The sequence below is a fragment of the Streptomyces sp. NPDC046866 genome (assembly GCF_040704625.1).
In the GTDB taxonomy this organism is placed as follows: domain Bacteria; phylum Actinomycetota; class Actinomycetes; order Streptomycetales; family Streptomycetaceae; genus Streptomyces.
The window spans coordinates 473,387-491,567 of the sequence record NZ_JBEYXN010000001.1 but is presented as its reverse complement, the minus strand read 5'-3'; the positions used below and the strand labels follow the sequence as shown (position 1 = coordinate 491,567).

Annotated in this window: 19 protein-coding genes; 9 read left to right on the top strand and 10 right to left on the bottom strand. The window is 74.0% G+C overall.

The features are described from left to right. Window positions 1-52 precede the first annotated feature (52 nt). The 3 genes from AB0953_RS02320 to AB0953_RS02310 all read right to left on the bottom strand — a co-directional run bounded on the left by AB0953_RS02320 (window position 53) and on the right by AB0953_RS02310 (window position 1,731). The gene (locus tag AB0953_RS02320) at window positions 53-715 is read right to left on the bottom strand and encodes a DUF5063 domain-containing protein (protein WP_366857462.1); all 663 of its coding nucleotides are present in this window, start codon (window positions 713-715) and stop codon (window positions 53-55) included. Continuing rightward, the gene (gene recR / locus AB0953_RS02315) at window positions 708-1,307 is read right to left on the bottom strand and encodes a recombination mediator RecR (RefSeq protein WP_361918066.1); all 600 of its coding nucleotides are present in this window, start codon (window positions 1,305-1,307) and stop codon (window positions 708-710) included. The genes AB0953_RS02320 and recR overlap by 8 nt, the downstream gene beginning before the upstream one ends. Before the next feature lie 79 nt (window positions 1,308-1,386). Further along, a complete protein-coding gene (locus AB0953_RS02310; protein ID WP_366857461.1) occupies window positions 1,387-1,731 on the bottom strand; it encodes a YbaB/EbfC family nucleoid-associated protein in 345 nt (114 codons plus the stop codon). A gap of 277 nt (window positions 1,732-2,008) precedes the next feature. Here AB0953_RS02310 and AB0953_RS02305 point away from each other — a divergent pair, with 277 nt between their 5' ends. After that, window positions 2,009-2,761 carry an SLATT domain-containing protein gene (locus AB0953_RS02305; RefSeq protein WP_366857460.1) on the top strand — a complete coding sequence of 251 codons (753 nt, stop codon included), beginning with the start codon at window positions 2,009-2,011 and terminating at the stop codon, window positions 2,759-2,761. A gap of 275 nt (window positions 2,762-3,036) precedes the next feature. On the opposite strand, the gene AB0953_RS02300 is transcribed toward AB0953_RS02305, so the two are convergent. The 4 genes from AB0953_RS02300 to AB0953_RS02285 form a co-directional block, all read right to left on the bottom strand. After that, window positions 3,037-3,693 (bottom strand): hypothetical protein, encoded by a 657-nt coding sequence (locus AB0953_RS02300; RefSeq protein ID WP_366857459.1) that lies wholly within the window; start codon window positions 3,691-3,693, stop codon window positions 3,037-3,039. 96 nt (window positions 3,694-3,789) lie between these two features. Continuing rightward, the gene (locus tag AB0953_RS02295) at window positions 3,790-6,420 is read right to left on the bottom strand and encodes a glycosyltransferase (RefSeq protein WP_366857458.1); all 2,631 of its coding nucleotides are present in this window, start codon (window positions 6,418-6,420) and stop codon (window positions 3,790-3,792) included. Next, window positions 6,417-7,097, bottom strand: a complete 681-nt coding sequence (locus tag AB0953_RS02290; protein WP_366857457.1) for a GntR family transcriptional regulator — start codon at window positions 7,095-7,097, stop codon at window positions 6,417-6,419. Before AB0953_RS02290 ends, AB0953_RS02295 begins: the two co-directional genes overlap by 4 nt. 106 nt (window positions 7,098-7,203) lie before the next feature. Further along, entirely contained in the window at window positions 7,204-8,568 is a 1,365-nt protein-coding gene (locus AB0953_RS02285; RefSeq protein WP_366857456.1) for an aspartate aminotransferase family protein, read from the bottom strand. A 242-nt stretch (window positions 8,569-8,810) separates the two neighbouring features. On the opposite strand from AB0953_RS02285, the gene AB0953_RS02280 reads away from it, so the two are divergent. Beyond that, window positions 8,811-9,212, top strand: coding sequence for a nuclear transport factor 2 family protein (locus AB0953_RS02280; RefSeq protein ID WP_362167379.1), 402 nt, complete (start codon window positions 8,811-8,813; stop codon window positions 9,210-9,212). 5 nt (window positions 9,213-9,217) lie between these two features. Further along, a complete protein-coding gene (locus AB0953_RS02275) occupies window positions 9,218-9,832 on the top strand; it encodes a LysE family translocator (protein ID WP_366857455.1) in 615 nt (204 codons plus the stop codon). A gap of 10 nt (window positions 9,833-9,842) precedes the next feature. On the opposite strand, the gene AB0953_RS02270 is transcribed toward AB0953_RS02275, so the two are convergent. The 3 genes from AB0953_RS02270 to AB0953_RS02260 form a co-directional block, all read right to left on the bottom strand. Continuing rightward, window positions 9,843-10,328, bottom strand: coding sequence for a diadenosine tetraphosphate hydrolase (locus AB0953_RS02270; RefSeq protein ID WP_366857669.1), 486 nt, complete (start codon window positions 10,326-10,328; stop codon window positions 9,843-9,845). Between the two features lie 173 nt (window positions 10,329-10,501). Then, entirely contained in the window at window positions 10,502-10,930 is a 429-nt protein-coding gene (locus tag AB0953_RS02265; protein WP_366857454.1) for a MarR family winged helix-turn-helix transcriptional regulator, read from the bottom strand. Further along, window positions 10,930-11,346 carry an SRPBCC family protein gene (locus AB0953_RS02260; protein WP_366857453.1) on the bottom strand — a complete coding sequence of 139 codons (417 nt, stop codon included), beginning with the start codon at window positions 11,344-11,346 and terminating at the stop codon, window positions 10,930-10,932. The genes AB0953_RS02265 and AB0953_RS02260 overlap by 1 nt, the downstream gene beginning before the upstream one ends. Before the next feature lie 387 nt (window positions 11,347-11,733). Between AB0953_RS02260 and AB0953_RS02255 the strand changes: the two genes are divergently transcribed. The 6 genes from AB0953_RS02255 to AB0953_RS02230 all read left to right on the top strand — a co-directional run bounded on the left by AB0953_RS02255 (window position 11,734) and on the right by AB0953_RS02230 (window position 18,143). Next, window positions 11,734-12,741 (top strand): alpha/beta hydrolase, encoded by a 1,008-nt coding sequence (locus AB0953_RS02255; protein ID WP_366857452.1) that lies wholly within the window; start codon window positions 11,734-11,736, stop codon window positions 12,739-12,741. After that, window positions 12,734-14,047, top strand: coding sequence for an acyltransferase family protein (locus AB0953_RS02250; protein ID WP_366857451.1), 1,314 nt, complete (start codon window positions 12,734-12,736; stop codon window positions 14,045-14,047). The genes AB0953_RS02255 and AB0953_RS02250 overlap by 8 nt, the downstream gene beginning before the upstream one ends. 10 nt (window positions 14,048-14,057) lie before the next feature. Continuing rightward, entirely contained in the window at window positions 14,058-15,371 is a 1,314-nt protein-coding gene (locus AB0953_RS02245; RefSeq protein ID WP_366857449.1) for a sensor histidine kinase, read from the top strand. Between the two features lie 9 nt (window positions 15,372-15,380). Then, window positions 15,381-16,061, top strand: coding sequence for a response regulator transcription factor (locus AB0953_RS02240; protein WP_366857448.1), 681 nt, complete (start codon window positions 15,381-15,383; stop codon window positions 16,059-16,061). Between the two features lie 88 nt (window positions 16,062-16,149). Beyond that, complete coding sequence (locus AB0953_RS02235) at window positions 16,150-17,487, top strand: histidine kinase (protein WP_366857447.1); 1,338 nt, start codon at window positions 16,150-16,152, stop codon at window positions 17,485-17,487. Next, window positions 17,484-18,143, top strand: a complete 660-nt coding sequence (locus tag AB0953_RS02230) for a response regulator transcription factor (protein WP_366857446.1) — start codon at window positions 17,484-17,486, stop codon at window positions 18,141-18,143. The genes AB0953_RS02235 and AB0953_RS02230 overlap by 4 nt, the downstream gene beginning before the upstream one ends. Window positions 18,144-18,181 lie beyond the last annotated feature (38 nt).

Below are 18,181 nucleotides of genomic sequence, written 5' to 3'. Positions count from 1 at the left end.
TCACCTGAACGGTCCGCCCGCCGCATCGGACGGCGGACCGCTCAACACGTCACTACGGCCGACGGGCCGGGCGGCGGCCGAGGGGGCCGAGTTCCTCGGCCATGACCCGGCCCGCCTGCTCGGCGAGGTCGTCCTCGGCCAGGTCCTCGTCGGTGTCCAGCCCGTCCAGGGCCTCCAGCGGCTGGTCCAGGCGTACGTGCGCCACGAGCGACTGCAGGGCGCGCAGCGCGGCCGAGGCCGTGGAGCCCCAGTTGGAGAAGTACGAGAACTGCCACCACCACAGGGCCTCGGCCGTCCGGCCCGCCCCGTAGTGCGCCAGGCCGTGCCGCAGGTCCGCCACCACGTCGGCCACGTCGTCGGAGATCCGGTGCGCGACCGGCGCCTTGCGCGGCTCGTAGGGGTCGAAGACCTCGGAGTACACGTCGACCGGCTCCAGCAGGTACGCGAAGCGCTCGCGCAGCTCGTCCACGTCCGGCTCCGGGCCGAGGTCCGGCTCGTAGCGCTCGTCGGGCAGGACGTCCTGGTAGGCGCCCAGCCGGCCGCCCGCGAGCAGCAGCTGGGAGAACTCCAGGAGGAGGAAGGGCACCGCGCTGTCCGGGTCCTCGCCCCTGGCCACCTCGGTGACCGCGACGATGAAGGACTCGATCTGGTCCGCGATCGAGACGGCGAAGTCGTCCGGATCCTGGCCCAGGATGTTCAGCGTTGCGTCAGACATCGAGAAGTCGCCTTCCTTCAAAGGCCCGCCCCAGCGTGACCTCGTCCGCGTACTCCAGGTCTCCCCCGACGGGGAGCCCGCTGGCCAGGCGGGTGACCTTCAGGCCCATGGGCTTGATCATGCGCGCGAGGTACGTGGCCGTCGCCTCGCCCTCCAGGTTCGGGTCGGTGGCCAGGATCAGCTCGGTCACCTCGCCGTCCGCGAGGCGCGCGAGCAGCTCGCGGATGCGCAGGTCGTCCGGACCCACGCCCTCGATCGGGCTGATCGCGCCGCCCAGGACGTGGTACTTGCCCCGGAACTCGCGCGTCCGCTCGATCGCGACCACGTCCTTCGGCTCCTCCACCACACAGATCACAGTGGCGTCCCGCCGCGGGTCGCGGCAGATGCCGCACCGCTCCTCCTGCGCCACGTTCCCGCACACGGCGCAGAACCGGACCTTCTCCTTGACCTCCAGCAGCGCGTGCGCCAGGCGGCGGACATCGGCGGGCTCCGCCTGGAGGATGTGGAAGGCGATCCGCTGCGCGCTCTTGGGCCCGACGCCGGGCAGCCTGCCCAGCTCGTCGATCAGGTCCTGGACCACGCCTTCGTACAACGGACTGCCTAACTCTCGGGGAAAACGGAAGGGGAAGGGGGATGGGGGAAGGTACCGGAAGGTACCGCGGCGCCGGGGGCTAGAACGGCAGGCCGGGGATCCCGGTGCCGCCGCCCAGGCCCTGGGCGAGGGGCCCCAGCTTCTCCTGCTGGAGCGCCTGGGCGTTCTCGTTGGCCGCCTGCACGGCCGCGACGACCAGGTCGGCCAGGGTCTCGGTGTCCTCCGGGTCCACGGCCTTCGGGTCGATCACCAGCGCGCGCAGCTCACCGGCGCCGGTGACGGTGGCCTTCACCAGGCCTCCGCCGGCCTGGCCCTCGACCTCGGTGCGCGCCAGCTCCTCCTGGGCCGCCGCGAGGTCCTGCTGCATCTTCTGGGCCTGCTGGAGCAACTGCTGCATGTTGGGCTGACCGCCACCGGGAAACACAGGTCATTCACTCCGTACCGTCGGAACGCGTCTGGACGCTTCGTCTGGACGCTTGGTCAATCCGAGCCTACGTGGTCGCCGCGCGCAGCGCCCTACGCCGTGAGGACCAACTCTTTCGAGTGAGAGGCGGGGCGTGCGCGTCCCTGATGGAGACCTCCTTGCGGGCGGAAATCCGGGGATTCGACGCCCATCCGCCGCCATTCGAAGGTAGGAAGGGCATGCGCATCATTGCGCACACGCGCACCACCACAGTCAGCGCAGGCAGAGGGAGTGCCGGGTGAGCCAACCGGAGATGCAGCCCGAGGGGCCACCCCGGGATCCCCGGGAGGAGGGCAGCGGGCCGATGGCGGCGGGCGATCTGACCGGCGGACCGTTCCCCCTCGGGGACTGGGGCGAGCCCGCCGAGCGGCTGGACGAGCTCTACCGGCGGGTCGAGGCGGATGCGCTGCGCACCGCCGAGTGGTACATGTCCGACCGGGCCCGCAAGCGGCTGGGGGCCCGGATCCTGCGGGCGGGGGCCGCCGCCGGAGCCGTGATCGGCGCCTCGATGCCGCTGCTGGAGCTCACCGGCTCCGCCCCGGGCGCCACGTCGTACGGATACCTGGCCCTGCTGCTGGGGGCGGCCTGCGTGGGGTGCGACCGGTTCTTCGGGCTCACGTCGGGGTGGATGCGGGACGTCGCGACCGCCCAGGCCGTGCAGCGCCGACTGCAGACCCTGCAGTTCGACTGGGCCTCCGAGAACGTGCGGGAGGTGCTGGGGCCGACGGAGGGGACCGCGAGCGAGGCGGCGGAGCGGTGCCTCGGGGTGCTGCGGAGGTTCTCTGAGGACGTGACGGAGCTCGTGCGGTCGGAGACCGCGGAGTGGATGATCGAGTTCGCCTCCGGGCCCGCCCCGGTGGTCATGCAGTCCCTGTCGACCCCTTCCCCCCGCGCCGGCGAGCCGGGCTCCACCCCTCCGCCCCGCTACCCCCTCCCCCCGGGCACCCGCCCGAACATGCCCCGCCAACGCCCCCCGGAACAACCCCGCTGACCCACCGACTCCCCGTCTCGGCACCGCCGGCCTTCGAGGCGACTTCTCAGCCCCGCCGGACTTCTCAGCCCGGCCGGACTGCTGAGCCCCGCCGGCGTTTGAGGCGCGGGGTCCGGGGCGGAGCCCCGATCTTTTGAGCCCCGCCGGCGTTTGAGGCGGACGGGGGCCGGGGCGGAGCCCCGGGATACGGAGAAAGGGCGGGGCGGGGAGAAGGCTCCGCGCAGCGGCCGCACCCCTCCCGGGCGGGATCGACACCGACCGGGACGGGACGCGGCTCAGCTGAACACGATCATCGAGCCCTGGCCCAGGCTCCGGGTGGCAGCGGCATGCAGCCCCAGCCACACGTGCCGCTCCCGCGCGAACGGCCCGCCGGCCTCCCCGGAGGGGATCGGCCCCGCCGGCTCCTCCAGCGCCGTCGGCCTCCCCGGCGCCGGCGGAGCCACCGGCGGATTCCCCGGGTCGATCCCGATCGACGGCGCCACGAGCACCAGCTCCCGCAGCAGCCCCTGTGCCGACCCCAGCGGCCCGCCCCCGGCCAACAGCTCCTCGTTCGCCAGCGGCACCGCGAAGTCCACCGGCACGTACGCCCCGGCGTGGTCGTAGTGCCACACCAGGTGCGACTGCTGCGCCGTCGACTCGAACATCTCGAGCAGCTGCTCGTAGTCGCCGCCCAGCTCGTCCACCGGCGTCACCGGCAGCCCGCAGATCTGCAGCAGGTACGCCCGCCGCAGGAAGTGCAGGGCGTCGTAGTCGAAGCCGGCGACGGGGGCCACGTCCCCGCTCAGCCCCGGCATGTACGCGAACACCGGCACGGACGGCAGTCCGGCCTCGCCCAGCGCCTTGTCGTACGAGGCGATCTCTTCCGCGAAGGGGTTGTCGGGGCTGTGGCACAGCACGTCGACAAGGGGGACCAGCCACAGGTCACAGGCCACGCGGGCTCCGATCATTCGTTGCCGCCGATCCCGCCAGCGTAATGCTCCGGACACCCTCCGCGAAGGCCTGCGCAGAACCTCCTGCGCCCCAGATGGCTACCCCTGAGCCCCCACCTTCCACACCCACACGTCCCGCACCCGCTCCGGCTGCCGGCCCACCAGCCCGCTCACCAGCTGCCGCAGCACGTCCGCCCGGTCCTGGTCCGGCAGCACCAGCGCGCCCGCCTTCCAGTACTCCAGGTCCTGCCGGGCCTGCTCCCGCCACTGCGGGGTGATCTCCGGCGGCTCCTGCCCGTAGCGGACGTCCCGCAGCAGGTTCGACAGGTGGCGCGGGGGCGCCCCGTAGATCCCGATGCGGTCGGGCCCCCACGGCCCGTTGAAGTAGCCGCCGGCCAGCCGGAAGCCGAAGTCCGCCTCGACCTGCCAGTGCAGGGCATCGGCCTGCCCGGGGTCCGGCAGCGGTACCGGAACGAGTGCCTCGCCCTCGTTGACGTAGCCCTTCCAGGCCCCGGAGGTGATGAACGCCGGCACCGGCGCCCGCTCCCGCACGGTCAGCGGCAGCGGCAGCACCGGCAGCAGCGCCGCGGCCGCCGCCAACAGCCCGAGCGTCCGCAGCTCGCGCGCCCGCACCCGGAGGGTCCGGTCCAGCGCGAGCGCCAGCAGCACGCCCAGAACGGGGGCGCACACCATCGCCACGCGCCCCTCGATCACCGACTCGAACAGCGGCAGCTTCCCCAGCCCCCACCAGGGTCCGGGCAGCACGATCCCGCTGTGCGGCACCGGCACCCGCGGCCCCAGGGACAGCAGCAGCGCCGCGGCCCCCGTCAGGGCCAGCGCGCGCACGGCCGGGCGCCGCCACAGCCACACGCACACGGCCGCGCCGAAGGCCAGCAGGGGCCAGCCGTAGAAGGCGTTCTGCTCGGTGGTGTTCAGCGCGAGCCGGCCCGCCGTCTCGGGGTCACCGAACAGGGAGCGGGCGGCGTACTCGACGAGGGCGCGCGGGCTGTTGCCGGCGTTGTCGCCGTGCAGGACCGAGTGGTAGCTCTGCGGCCCGAAGAACTGCCAGTACAGCGGGACGGCCAGCAGCGGCAGGCAGACGGCCGCCGCCACCGCCAGGCCCCGGCCGAGCGGCCGCACGGCGGCGAGGGCGCGCCGGGGGTCCACCAGCAGGTAGGCCAGGCAGAAGACCAGCATGCCGAGCGCGGCGATGAGCAGCGGCTCCTCGCCGAGGAAGATCTGGTACGTCGCGAACAGCCCGAGCAGCACCCCGTCGCGCACCACGCTGCGCCCCTCGCACAGCCGCAGGGCCCGGTCGACGATCAGCGGGATCATGAACAGGACGACGAAGTTCGGGTGGCCGTTGGCGTGCGAGACCATCGGCGGCGCGAACGCGGCGAGCGCCCCGCCCGCGGCGGCCGCCCAGCGGCTCTCGACGAACCGGCGGCGGATCATCCAGTACCAGGTCCAGGCGCTGGCGGCCATGCCGAGGGTGAGGACCAGGGCGAAGGTGACGGTCTCGCCGAAGGCGAGCGTGACGGGGATGAGCGGCACGGTCAGGCCGAGCATCGTCGCGTTGGCCATCAGGTTCACGCCGTCGGGCATGCCCTGGGCGATGGTGAAGAGCGGATTGCGCAGGTGGGTGATGTTGTCGGTGGCCACGCCGACGAACCATTCCCACTGGTTCTGGTCCTGGAGCGCGTCGTTGAGGTACCGGCCGTCGAGGTCCGCCCACAGGCCGTGGAAGACGTGGAAGGAGAGCGCGAGGAAGACGGCGGCGACGGCGAGGCCGCCCGCGTTCAGGCGCAGCAGCTCGACGAGGGCGCGCCTGCGGCCGCGCCCGCGGCCGTGGCCGGCTGCGCCTGCGGCGGGGCCGGGCCCGCGGCCTCCGGCTGTGCGGCGTACCGGCACCTCGGCCACCGTGCCGCCGCCGCGCCGCAGCAGGCGGGTGACCTCGGCGTCGACGGCCGGGCCGTCGAGGACCGAGGCGGCGAAGGCGGCGCGCGCCGCGTCCCCGTCGAAGAGGGCGAAGCCGAAGGTGCCGGTGCGGAAGCCCGGCACGCCGGGGATGCCGAGGGCGCGGCCGAGGCGGCTCCGGCTCCGCCCGAGCACGGCGACGGGCCGGCGGGCGGTGCCCTGCTCGCCGAGCCCGCCGAGCCCGCCGAGCCCGCCGACCCCGTCGGCCCCATCGGGCTCGCCGGGCCCATCGGGCCCGCCGGCCCCATCGGGCCCGCCGGCCCCATCGGGCTCGCCGGGGCGACCGTCCTCGGCCCGGCCGAGGGCCTGCTCCAGGCGGGCGAGCTCGTCCAGGGGCGTGCCGGCCCCGGCGTCGGTCAGCAGCAGGATCCGGCGGCCGGCGCACGCCCGTACTCCGGCGCGCAGCACCGCGCCCTCGCCCGCGGGACCGTCGAGGCGGACCGTGCGGACCCGGGAGTCCGGGGCGTGCTCGGCCCCGCCCTCGGCCCCTTCCTCGGCGCCGCCGTCGTCGACGAGGACCAGTTCCCAGCCCCCGGGGCGGCCCTCCAGATGCTCGCGGACGGCGGCGACCGTCGCCCCGATGCGGTCCCGCTCCCCGCGCACGGGGATGACGACGGACAGCCCGGGGCCCTCGGCCCCGGCCCGGGAGGCGGGGACGGCGGCGGGCTGGGCAGCGGGTGCGCAGGAGGCGGTCGCGGCCCAGGCGGCGGTGGCGATGGCGGCGGCGTGGCGGTCCACGCTCGCGTCGCTCACGCCGCGACCGGCTTCAAGGTCGCGGCCCAGTCCAGCGCGTGCTGGTTGTACGCGAGCACCAGGCGCCGCACCTCGTCGGCGTCCGCCCGCGCCACGGCGTCGATCAGCTCGCCGTGCCCCGACCACAGCGCCGCGTGGAGGTCCGCGGCCGCCTTCAGGTACGGCACGGTGAAGGCCCAGCACTGCACCCGGATCCGGTGCAGGAAGTCAGAGATGTACGTGTTGCCGACCAGCCCGCTCAGCTCCCTCCAGAAGCGCAGGTCGTAGCCGATCAGCACTTCGAGCGAGCCGCTCTGCGCAGCCCGGCCCGCCTCCTCGGCCCGACGGCGCACCGACACCAGCAGGTCGCTCGAGCCGGGCGCGGTGCCGCGCTCCACGAGCCGCCGGAAGATCCCGTCGACGACGAGCGTACGGGCCTCGATCATGCCCCGGAAGTCGTCCAGGGTGTAGACGCGCACGCGGAAGCCCCGGTGCTGCACCGACTCCAGCAGCCCCTGGGCGGAGAGGTCGACCAGCGCTTCGCGGACGGGGGTCGCGGAGACCTCGTACTGCTCGGCGATCTGCTTGACCGTGAACTCGGTGCCCGGTGGCAGGCGTCCCGCGAGCACCTCGTCGCGCAGCGCGTCCGCGATCTGCTGACGAAGTGTGTTGCGGGTGACAGCGGCGCTGCCTGGCATAGGGGTCCGTCTCCTTAGGTGAGCTTCGGACACCTTAGGCCAGGCAGCGCGGCCGAAACCGATCGGTGCGCGGCCGATTGCGGGCGGACGCCACCGGGGGCCGCGGTCAGGCCGAGGTGGTGTGCCGGTCGGCGACCGTCAGCGCTTCGTCGAGCAGGGCCAGGCCCTCCTTCGCCTCGGCCTCGGTGATGTTGCAGGCCGGAACGACGTGGGTGCGGTTCATGTTGACGAACGGCCACAGGCCGGACGCCTTGCAGGCGGCGGCGAACTCGGCCATCGGCGCGTTGTCGGCGCCCGCGGCGTTGTACGGGACGAGCGGCGCGCGCGTCTCCTTGTCCCGCACGAGCTCCACGGCCCAGAAGGTGCCCAGGCCCCGTACCTCGCCGACCGACGGGTGCCGCTCGGCGATCTCCGCGAGGGCCGGCCCGATCACGTTCTGCCCGAGGTGGGCGGCGTGCTCGACGATGCCCTCCTCCTCCATCACGTTGAGCGTCGCGATGGCGGCCGCGCAGGCCAGGGGGTGTCCGGAGTACGTCAGACCGCCGGGGTAGGGGCGCGTGGCGAAGGTCTCGGCGATGGCCGCGGAGATCGCGACGCCGCCGAGGGGCACGTAGCCGCTGTTGACGCCCTTGGCGAAGGTGATCAGGTCGGGGGTGACGTCCCAGTGCTCGGCGGCGAACCACGCGCCGGTCCGGCCGAAGCCGGCCATGACCTCGTCGAGGATGAAGACGATGCCGTGGCGGTCGCAGAGCTCGCGGACGCCGGCGAGGTAGCCCGCCGGGGGCACCATGATCCCGGCGGTGCCGGGCACCGTCTCCAGGATGATCGCGGCGATGGTGGCCGGGCCCTCGAAGGCGATGGTGTCGGCGAGGTGGGCGAGGGCGCGCTCGCACTCCTCGGCCTCGGTGGTGGCGTGGAAGGGGGACCGGTAGAGGAACGGGCCCCAGAAGTGCACGACCCCGGCGGCCCCGGTGTCGGACGGCCAGCGGCGGGGGTCGCCGGTCAGGTTGATCGCGGCGGCGGTGGCGCCGTGGTAGGAGCGGTACGTCGACAGGACCTTCTGGCGGCCCGTGTGCAGGCGGGCCATCCGGACGGCGTTCTCGACGGCCTCGGCGCCGCCGTTGGTGAAGAAGATCTTGTCCAGGTCGCCGGGGGTGCGCCGCGCGATGAGGCGTGCGGCCTCGGAGCGGACGTCGACGGCGAAGCCGGGCGCGAGGGTGCACAGGCGGGCGGCCTGCTCCTGGATCGCGGCGACGACCTTGGGGTGCTGGTGGCCGATGTTGGTGTTGACCAGCTGGGAGGAGAAGTCGAGGTAGCGCTTGCCGTCGTAGTCCCAGAAGTACGAGCCCTCGGCCCCGGCGACGGCGAGCGGGTCGATCAGGGCCTGGGCGGACCAGGAGTGGAAGACGTGGGCGCGGTCAGCGGCCTTGACGGCGGCGCCGTCCGCCTCGAAGGGGAGATGAGGGGTCATACGGCCACGCTAGAAGTGCGCAGGTGGGAAGGGATATCGGCGGACTGTATGGGCCCGGCACCCGGCCCTCGGCACTCTGTCGTGAGCCGGGCGCGGCGCGGGTCCGGGCAGGACGGGCCCGAGCGGGCGGGGGTCCGCGGGGCGCACCCCGGCCCACCCGCCGCGCCGCGCTTTGTGTCGAAGTCAATAAGCCTGCAAGCAAAGGTTGTTACGTCTGAGGCGGCCGTCGCAGACTGCCGCCCATGGAGCCGTTGAAGGTAGTGGCACAACTGTGGGAGCGAATCGACGCACGCGACTGGCACGGCGTGTCCCGCCTCATCGCCGAGGACGCCGTCATCGAATGGCCGGTCAGCGGCGAGCGCATCGTCGGCCGGGCCAACTTCATCGCCGTGAACAGCGACGATGCATACGCCGACGAGAGATCCGTCGAGGTGCTGCGGATCCTCGCCGACGGGGACCTCGTCGTCACCGAGGTGGAGATACCCCAGGACCACGTCGTCTACCGGGCCGTCTCCCTCTGGACCGTCAAGGACGGAGAGATCGTCGGCGCCCGCGAGTACTGGACCAGCCCCGGCCAGGACCCGGCGCCCCGCTGGCGCGCGGGCTATGTCGAGCCGCTGGCCGAGCCCCTGGTGGCAGACTGAGCCGCGTGCTCACCCCACTCGTCACCGCGACCGGCGTCCTGGCCCTGCTGACCCTCGTGCCGGGGCCCGACATGGCGGTCGTGACCAGGCGCGCCGTGGCCCGCGGGAGGGCCGACGGGCTGCGCACCGTCGGCGGGATCACCGCCGGCCTGCTGCTGTGGGGCGTGCTCACGGTCGCCGGGCTGGCGGCCCTGCTCGCCGCTTCGGCCGAGGTCTACCTCGTGGTGAAGCTCGCGGGCGCCGCGTACCTGTGCTTCCTCGGCGTGCAGGCGCTGCGCCGCCCGGGCGCCGAGCCGCACCCGCCGGCAGCGGGCGCCCCCGAGGGCGGCGGCAGCGCCTGGCGCACCGGGCTCGTCAGCAACGCGCTCAACCCGAAGATCGCCGTGTTCTACACCGGCCTGCTGCCCGCGCTCGCCCCGCCGGGGCTGCGCCCGGCGGCGGGCATGGCGCTGCTGGTGCTGGTCCACGTCGTGCTGACCGTGGTCTGGCTGGGCACGTACGTGTACCTGCTCTCGCGGGCCCGGCGGTTCTTCGCCCGGCCGCGGGTGCGCCGGACCCTGGACCGGGTGACCGGGGTGGTCCTGATCGGCTTCGGGATCCGGGTGGCCACGACCCCGTGACCGGGGCGCGTCAGGCCCCGGCGCCGCCGCCCAGGCGGTCCAGCTCCTCCCCGATGGCCGTGCGCAGGCCGTCGTGGCGGGGGCCGAGCTCGTACCGGGTCCCCCTCCAGTACTCCTCCTCGTACAACCAGACGGGCAGCCGGACGAGGTCGGCGGGCTCCCAGTCGTAGCGCGGCCAGACGTGGGCGTGCAGGTACGGGTCGGTGTTGCCGAGGATCTCGATGTTCACCCGGCGGAAGGCCGGGTCGAGCCGGCGGCAGGCCCGTTCGACGGCCTCGGCGAGCCGCTCCATGTCGCCGAGGTACGCGGCCCTGCGCGCCCGGGGCAGGTCTAAGAGCCGCGTCACGGACGGGTCGTCGGTGAGCAGCACCGAGTACCCGGGGAGGAACTGCCGGTCCCCCATCACGGCGAAGCCCTGGTCGAGGCGGCGCAGGACGGTGGGGTTCTCGCCCCGGTGCGCGCTGCCTATGCGGTCGTTGCGCCAGCTGTCGTTGATCATCACCCCAACGTAGCGGCGGCGGGCGGCCCGCAGTGGGCGGATGGGCGGGCGGCCACAAGCCGGTCCGGCGGGCGGCTCGCAGCCGGTCCGGGAGGCGGCCGCAGCCGGTCCGGCGGGCGGCTCGCAGCCGGTCCGGCGGGCGGCTCGCAGCCGGTCCGGGAGGCGGGCCTTCAGGACTCGGGGCGCGCCAGCCGCCCCAGGAGGGCGATCGCCTCGGCCACCGGGACCGGCTCGAAGAAGCGGGCGTCGGCCTCCTCGACGGCGGCGATCGCGCGCGGCGCCAGCGCGGCGCCGGCCTCGGTGACCCGCAGCCGCTTGGCACGGGTGTCGGCGGGGTCGACCTCGCGCCGGATCAGGCCCTTGGCCTCGAGGGTGCGCAGGACCTGCGAGGCCATCTTGACGTCGGTGCCCGCCTGGCGGGCGACGGCCAGCTGGTTGGGCTGCTCGCCCTGCTCGTTGAGCCACCACGTACAGGCCAGCAGCACGAACTGCACGTGCGTGAGGTCGAGCGGGGCGAGCGCGGCGGCGATGCCGCGCTGCCAGCGCAGGGTGGCGTGCCAGAGCAGGAAGCCGGGGCTCTCGCCGGGCGTCAGGGCCATCAGCCGGCCGCCCGGGCGACGAGCGCGGCCATCGTCTCGGGCCAGTCGGCGGTGACGGCCGGGCCGATCTCGGGGCCGAGCGCGTCGGCGCCGTCGCCGGTGATCTCCATCCGGTACACGACGCGGGTACGGAGGTCCTGGCCCCGGTCGAGGCGGTGCACGGTGCGCAGCAGCAGGCCGTCGAAGCGGGCCTCGTCCACGAACAGTTCGCCGGGCTGCGCTTCGGCGATGCGCAGGTGCACCGGGTCCTGGCCGGCGGGCGTCATGACGATGGCGGTGCCGGTCTCGAACGGTCCGTCGAGCTCGATGTGCTCGATGTCGGCGTTCCAGGTGCCCCAGTTCTCGACGTCGGCCCAGAGCCGCCAGACGGCCTCGGGCGCGGCGTCCGTCTCGATGCTGTGCTCATAGGTCCACATGTGCGCCTCCCCGGATCGGAAGTCTCGGCTCTCGAAAACTTCTGTGCACAGATTATCTCTGCGGCGACTATCTGTCCATGCATGCATGCCTGCGGGGCGGGTGGCGCGGCGGAGGCGTGCGGGGAGGTGCGGCGGGGCGTCGGGAGTGGGCGTCGGGAGGGGGCGTCGGCCGTGCGCGAGGCGGCCCGCAGGAGGGGCCGGTCCTCCTCGGGGAGGCCGTGGTGTAGCTCGCAGGTTGCCCCTGTCATACCTGGGAGCTATGCGCGAAGGCGGCTCCGCAGCGGGACGCCGACCAGGGGTGGCGGTTCCTAACTTCGATACCGGAGAACGCGCTTCGAGCGCACCGGCCGCCCAGGCCGCCGCACCAGCGAAGGAGCAGGGACCGCCATGACGCACCTCGACGGACGCCCCGAAGGCCGCCCCGAAGGATGCCGCGACGACGCCCGCCGTCGGCACGGGCGTCTGCGCCGCACCCTGCTCGCCGGCCTCGTCGCCGCGGCCGTCGCCCTCCCCGTCTCCGCCGCCGCCTCGCCGGACGTGCCCGCGCCGATACCGGTGGCGTTCGGGGAGCAGGACGCGCCGCAGGCGAGGTATGCCGCCAACCGCGCCAACCTCGCCGAGGCGGCCCGCATGGCGCAGCATGCCGGGCGGACCGGCCGCGCCGGGAAGCTGCGGGCGATGGAGGCGGGCGGGACGGCGCAGTTCCTCGCCTTCGACGGCCGGGGCAAGGGGCGGGCGGTGGAGGTGTTCGGCGAGTTGGAGACCGCCGACCGGATCGCGGTCCTGGTGCCCGGCTCCGACACCTCGCTCGACACCTACCAGCGGTTTCGATCCGGGGCACTGGCCCTGCAGCAGCGCCTGAAGGCCGAGCACCCCCGCTCCGCGGTGGTCGCCTGGCTCGGGTACGAGACGCCCGCGACGGTCAGCGCGACCGTGCTGACCGCCGACCGGGCCGCCGAGGGAGCGGCCGAACTGGCCCCGTTCCTGCGGCGCCTGGAGCAGGCCGGCGCGCCCGACGCCCGGCTCTCGCTGCTGTGCCACTCCTACGGATCGGTGGTCTGCGCCCGCACCGGGACCGGCCCCAAGGTCGGCGACATCGCCCTGTTCGGCAGCCCCGGCACGGGCGCCGACTCCGCCGCCGAACTGCCGACCGGTGCCCGGGTCTGGGCCGGCCGCGGCGCCGGCGACTGGATCTCCGGCGTTCCGCACGTCCGGCTCGGCGGGATCGGCTTCGGCACCGACCCGGTCTCCCCCGCCTTCGGCGCCCGGCCCTTCAAGGCCGGGCCCGGCGGCCACAGCGACTACCTCAAGCCGGGCACCGAGTCCCTGGACAGCCTGGCCCGCATCGTCCTCGGCACCGACGCCCCTGCCGCCGCGGAGGTCCCCCATGCGTAAGCTCCGCGCCCGCTGGTCCGCCGTCGCCCGGCGGGTGGAGGCCGCCACCCCGGCCGGCCGGGACCGGGCGGTGGATGCGCTGCGGGCCTTCGCCATCCTCGGCGTGGTGCTGGGGCACTGGCTGGTCACCGCCCTCACCACCGCAGACGGCGGCCTCAGCACCACCAGCCCGCTGTCCCACATGCCGTGGCTGGCGCCGGTGTCCTGGGTGCTCCAGACGCTGGCCGTCTTCTTCCTGGTCGGCGGGCAGGTCGGTGCCCGGTCGTATGCGGCGGCGCGGGAGCGAGGAGTGTCGTACGGGGCGTGGGTCGGGCAGCGGCTCGCCCGGCTGTTCCGGCCGGTCGCGGCGGTGCTCGCGGTGTGGGCCGTCGCCGCGGCGGGGATGCTGCTGGGCGGGGCCGAACCGGCCACCGTGCACACGCTGGTGCGGCTGGTGCTGTCCCCGCTGTGGTTCCTCCTCGTCTTCGCCGCCCTGACGGCCGCGACGCCGCTGGTGGCCCGGATGAGCCCGCTGTGGCCGCTGGGCCTGGTGGCGGCCGTGGACCTGTGGCGGTTCGGGCTGGACGGTCCCGCATGGATCGGCTGGGTCAATGTGGCCGCCGGCTGGCTCGTCCCCTACACCCTCGGCGCTGCCTGGTCCCGCGGGGCCTTCGCCCGGCGCGCTCCGGCGGCCCTGCTGCTGGCCGGGGGTGCGGCCGCCACGGCGGCGCTGGTCCTGTGGTGCGGGTATCCGGCGTCCATGGTGGGCGTCCCCGGGGCCCCGATATCGAACCTGAACCCGCCGACGCTGGCCGCGGCCGCCTTCGGCCTGGCCCAGTGCGGGCTGGCGCTGCTGCTGCGCGGGCCGCTGGCGCGGGCGATGCGCCGGCCCGGTGCGTGGGCCGCGGTGGCCCTGCTCAACCTGTCCGCGATGACGGTCTTCCTGTGGCACCAGACCGCCATGATGGCCGTCACCGCCCTCGGGCTGCAGGCGCCCGCCGACCTGCCCGGACTGCACACGGTGCCGGACTCCCCGCAGTGGATGGCCGCCCGGCTGCTGTGGCTGCCGGTCTTCGCCGCCGCGCTGGCCGTCTGCTGGGCCGCCTTCCGCGCGTACGAGCAGGGCGTGAGGCGCCGGCGCCCCGCCCCCTCGCATGCGGTCGCCGGCTCCCCCGGCCCCATCGGTTCCCCCGGTTCCGCCGGTTCCGCCGGCTCCCCCGGTTCCCTCGCCTCGGCCGGCCTCGCCGGTCCCGGCCGTGCACCGGGTGGGCAGGGTCGGCCTCGCAGCCGTTCGGCGGCCGGAGAAGAGGTGATCATCCATGCCTAGGCTGGGCGGCATGACCGAGCAGAGCAGGCCACCGGCCGCCGACCCCTCAGCCCCGCAGTCAGCCCCGCACCTGACTGCCTTTCTGCGGGGCCTGGCCGCCGACCTGTTCACCCTGGAGCGGAACCCGCTCCCCCGGCTGTCGCGGCCGCGCTGGCTGGCCTGGCTGCCTCATGTGTTCATCACTTATCTCGCGGTGCTCTTCACCTTCCTGACCACCGAGCAGATGGGCGACCACTACCACGTCACCGGCGGCTATCCGCTGCTGGCGGCGCTGGCGACGGGCACCTCCATCCTCCTGGCCATGTTCCGGCCCATCGCCGCCTGGTGGCTGGCGCTGGTGGCCGGCGCCCTGGTGGCCGTGCAGATCCACGGACACGTGGGACAGGGCCAGAGCTGGCCGTGGATGCCCGGCGGGGTGATCGGGTTCGGGATCGTGCTGATGCTGGTCGCCCTGCGGGTGCCGCCCCGGGTGACCGCCGCGGTCGTCGGGCTCTCCGTCGGCTTCACCGGTCTGGCCGAGCTGCTGTTCAAGCCGCCCGGCGCCCAGAGCGTGACCCTCGTCGACCTGCTGCTGTTCGGCTTCATCGGCGTGCTCGGGTACGCGCTGCGCGCGACCCGGCTGGCCCGCAACAAGCTCGTCGAGCAGGAGACGCTCACCGAGGAGGAGCGCAGCCGGCGCACCCTGCTGGAGGAGCGCAGCCGGATCGCCCGCGAACTGCACGACGTCGTCGCCCACCACATGTCGGTGATCTCCATCCAGGCGCAGGTCGCCCCGCACCTGGTGGAGAACCCCTCCGAGGAGCTCAAGGAGAACCTGGCGGGCATCCGGGAGAACGCGCTGGAGGCCCTCACGGAGCTGCGGCGGGTCCTGGGCGTGCTGCGCTCCGAGCATCCCGACGATCCCGCCGGCCCCCACCACCCGCAGCCCACGCTGGCGGAACTGGAGGGGCTCGTCGACAACGTGCGCAGCGCCGGCCTGGACGTCACCACCGAGGTCGCCGGTATACGGCGGCCGCTCGCGCCGGGCGTCGAGCTGACGGCGTACCGGATCGTGCAGGAGGCGCTGAGCAACTGCCTGCGCCACGCGCCCGGTTCCCGTGTGGAGGTGGGCATCGCGTACGGGCCGCGCGAACTGCACCTGTGCATCGCCAACTCGGCGCCGACCCGCCCGGCACCGCCCTCGCACGGTGCGGGGCACGGGCTGCTGGGGATGCGCGAGCGGGCGGGCATGCTGGGGGGCGAACTCGCCGCCGGCCCGCGCCCGGGCGGTGGGTACGAGGTGAGCGCCGTGCTCCCCATGGATCCCGAGACGAAGAAGGGCTGAACAGGACGCATGAGCGCTCCCGCCGCACCGATCAGGGTGATGATCGCCGACGACCAGATGATGGTCCGGCAGGGATTCACCGTCCTCCTCAACGCCGAGCCCGACATCGAGGTCGTCGGCCAGGCCGTGGACGGTGCGCAGGCGGTGGCGAAGGCCGCCGAACTCGCCCCGGACGTGGTCCTGATGGACATCCGCATGCCCGGGATGGGCGGCATCGAGGCGACCTCCGTCATCACCGCCGTCCCGGACTGCGCGGTGAAGGTGCTCGTCCTGACCACCTTCGACCTCGACGAGTACGTGTACGAGGCGCTGCGTGCCGGAGCCTCGGGCTTCCTGCTCAAGGACGCCTCGGCCGACCAGCTCGCGGAGGCGGTGCGGGTGGTGGCGGCCGGTGAGGCACTGCTCTCGCCGAACATCACCAAGCGGCTGATCACCGAGTTCTCCCGGCTGGGGGCGCCGCGGGCGCCGTCGAAGGCGCGGATCGCCGATCTGACCGAGCGGGAGACGGAGGTGCTGGCGCTGATCGCGCAGGGCCTGTCGAACGCGGAGATCGCGGCGCGGCTGATCGTGGCCGAGCAGACGGTGAAGACGCACGTGGGCCGGATCCTGGTGAAGCTGGGCCTGCGCGACCGCACGCAGGCGGCGGTGTTCGCGTACGAGACGGGTCTGGTCCGTCCGACGGGCTACTGAGGGCCCCGGGTAGTACCTGAGAGGGAGGCGGGGAAATCCCCTTCGGCGGCGACGCGGACGAGGAAGTCGCGCACCTACCGTGGGGAACATGACCGAGACGACTTCCGGGGCGGCCCCCCGGACACCCGAGATCCGGCTGGCATCGGGCCTGCTGGAGAGCCTGCGCCGAGAGCTGATCACGGATGCCTTCGCGTACCGGCCGCTGCCGCCGATGCGCACGGACGGTCGGCTGACGCGGCGGCTCCCGGATCGGATGCGGGCGCGGGCGGCCTATCTGCCGCATGCGTCGGTCGCCGGGGCCGCACTGTTCGTGCTGCTGCTGGCGGCGACGTCGAGCGGGCTGGTGTGGCCGCCGGGGTCCTTGGTGCTCGGGCTGATAGCGGCCGCCCCGGTGCTGATGACCCTGGTCAGGCCGGTGGGTGCGTTCTGGGTGGCCCTCGTGGCCGCCGTGGTGCTGGGGCTTGCGGGGGCGAGCGAGCCGGCGTGGCCGTGGTCGCCGGGCGCCTTCGCCTCGTACCTGGTCACGGTGGGCATCGTGGCGATGCGGACCCGGCCCCGGGCTGCCGGCTGGATGTGGCTGGTCACGGTGGCGTTCGGGATCCTGGCGCCGGTCGTCCTCGGGCGGGGCGGTCTGGCGAACGTCGCGCCGATGGCCTTCACGCTGGCGGTGGTGCTGCTGGCGGTGACCGTCCGCCACACGCGCCGGCAGGCCGAGCAGGAGGTCAGTGCCCAGGCCGAGGTGACGGCCGCCGAGCGGGACCGGCGCACGCTGCTGGAGGAGCGCACCACCATCGCGCGGGAACTGCACGACGTGGTGGCGCACCACATGTCGGTGGTGGCGATCCAGGCGGAGGCCGCGCCGTACCGGGTGAAGAATCCGCCGCCGGAGCTGGAGGCGGCGTTCGCCACCATCCGGGAGAACGCGGTGGCGGCGCTGACGGAGCTGCGCCGGGTGCTGGGCGTGGTCCGCTCCGCGGACTACGAGGCGCCGGAGGCGCCGCAGCCGACGCTGGCCTCGCTGGACGGGCTGCTGGCCAATGTGCGCGAGGCCGGGCTGAGCGTGGACAAGACGGTGACCGGTGCGGTGCGGGAGCTTCCGCCGGGCGTGGAGCTGTCGGCGTACCGGATTATCCAGGAGGCGCTGAGCAACACGCTGCGCCATGCGCCGGGGGCTGCGGCCGAGGTCGAGGTGTCGTACGTGCTGGGCGGCCTGGGGATACGGGTGGTCAACGGGGCGGCGACGGAGGACGTGCGCCCGTCGCCGGGCGCCGGGCACGGGATCACCGGGATGCGGGAGCGGGTGGCCATGCTGGAAGGCGAGATGACGGCCGGGCGGACGGCCGCGGGAGGATACGAGGTGGCGGTGTTCATACCGGTGCGCGGGCGGCAGGAGCCGGCCGCGGAGACGGCGCAGGCCACGGCATGACGATCAGGGTGCTCATCGTCGACGACCAGATGATGGTCCGCGAGGGCTTCTCCGTCCTGCTGAACGCGATGGAGGGCATCGAGGTGGTCGGCGAGGCCGTGGACGGCCGGGAGGCCATCGACCGGGTGGCGTCGCTCCGGCCGGACGTGGTGCTGATGGACATCCGGATGCCGGTGATGAACGGGCTGGAGGCCACGCGGGAGATCGTCGCCGCGGACACGGACGCGAAGGTGCTGGTCCTGACGACCTTCGACCTCGACGAGTACGTGTACCAGGCGCTGCGGGCCGGGGCCTCCGGGTTCCTGCTCAAGGACGCCTCGGCCCGGCAACTGGCGGAGGGGGTGCGGGTGGTCGCCTCCGGGGAGGCGCTGCTGGCCCCGACCGTCACCAAGCGGCTCATCGTGGAGTTCTCCAGGCTCTCGGCCGCGCCGAAGCTCGCGGGCTCGGCGGCGGTGGAGGAGTTGACGGAGCGGGAGACGGAGGTGCTGGTGCTGATCGCACAGGGGCTGTCCAATGCGGAGATAGCGGACCGGCTCGTGGTCGCCGAGTCCACGATCAAGACGCATGTGAGCCGGATCCTGGTGAAGCTGGGCCTGCGCGACCGGACCCAGGCGGCGGTGTTCGCGTACGAGACCCGCCTGGTCACGCCCGCCTAGGGAGCCAGCCCGTCCGGCGGCACCGGGGGCACCGGCGG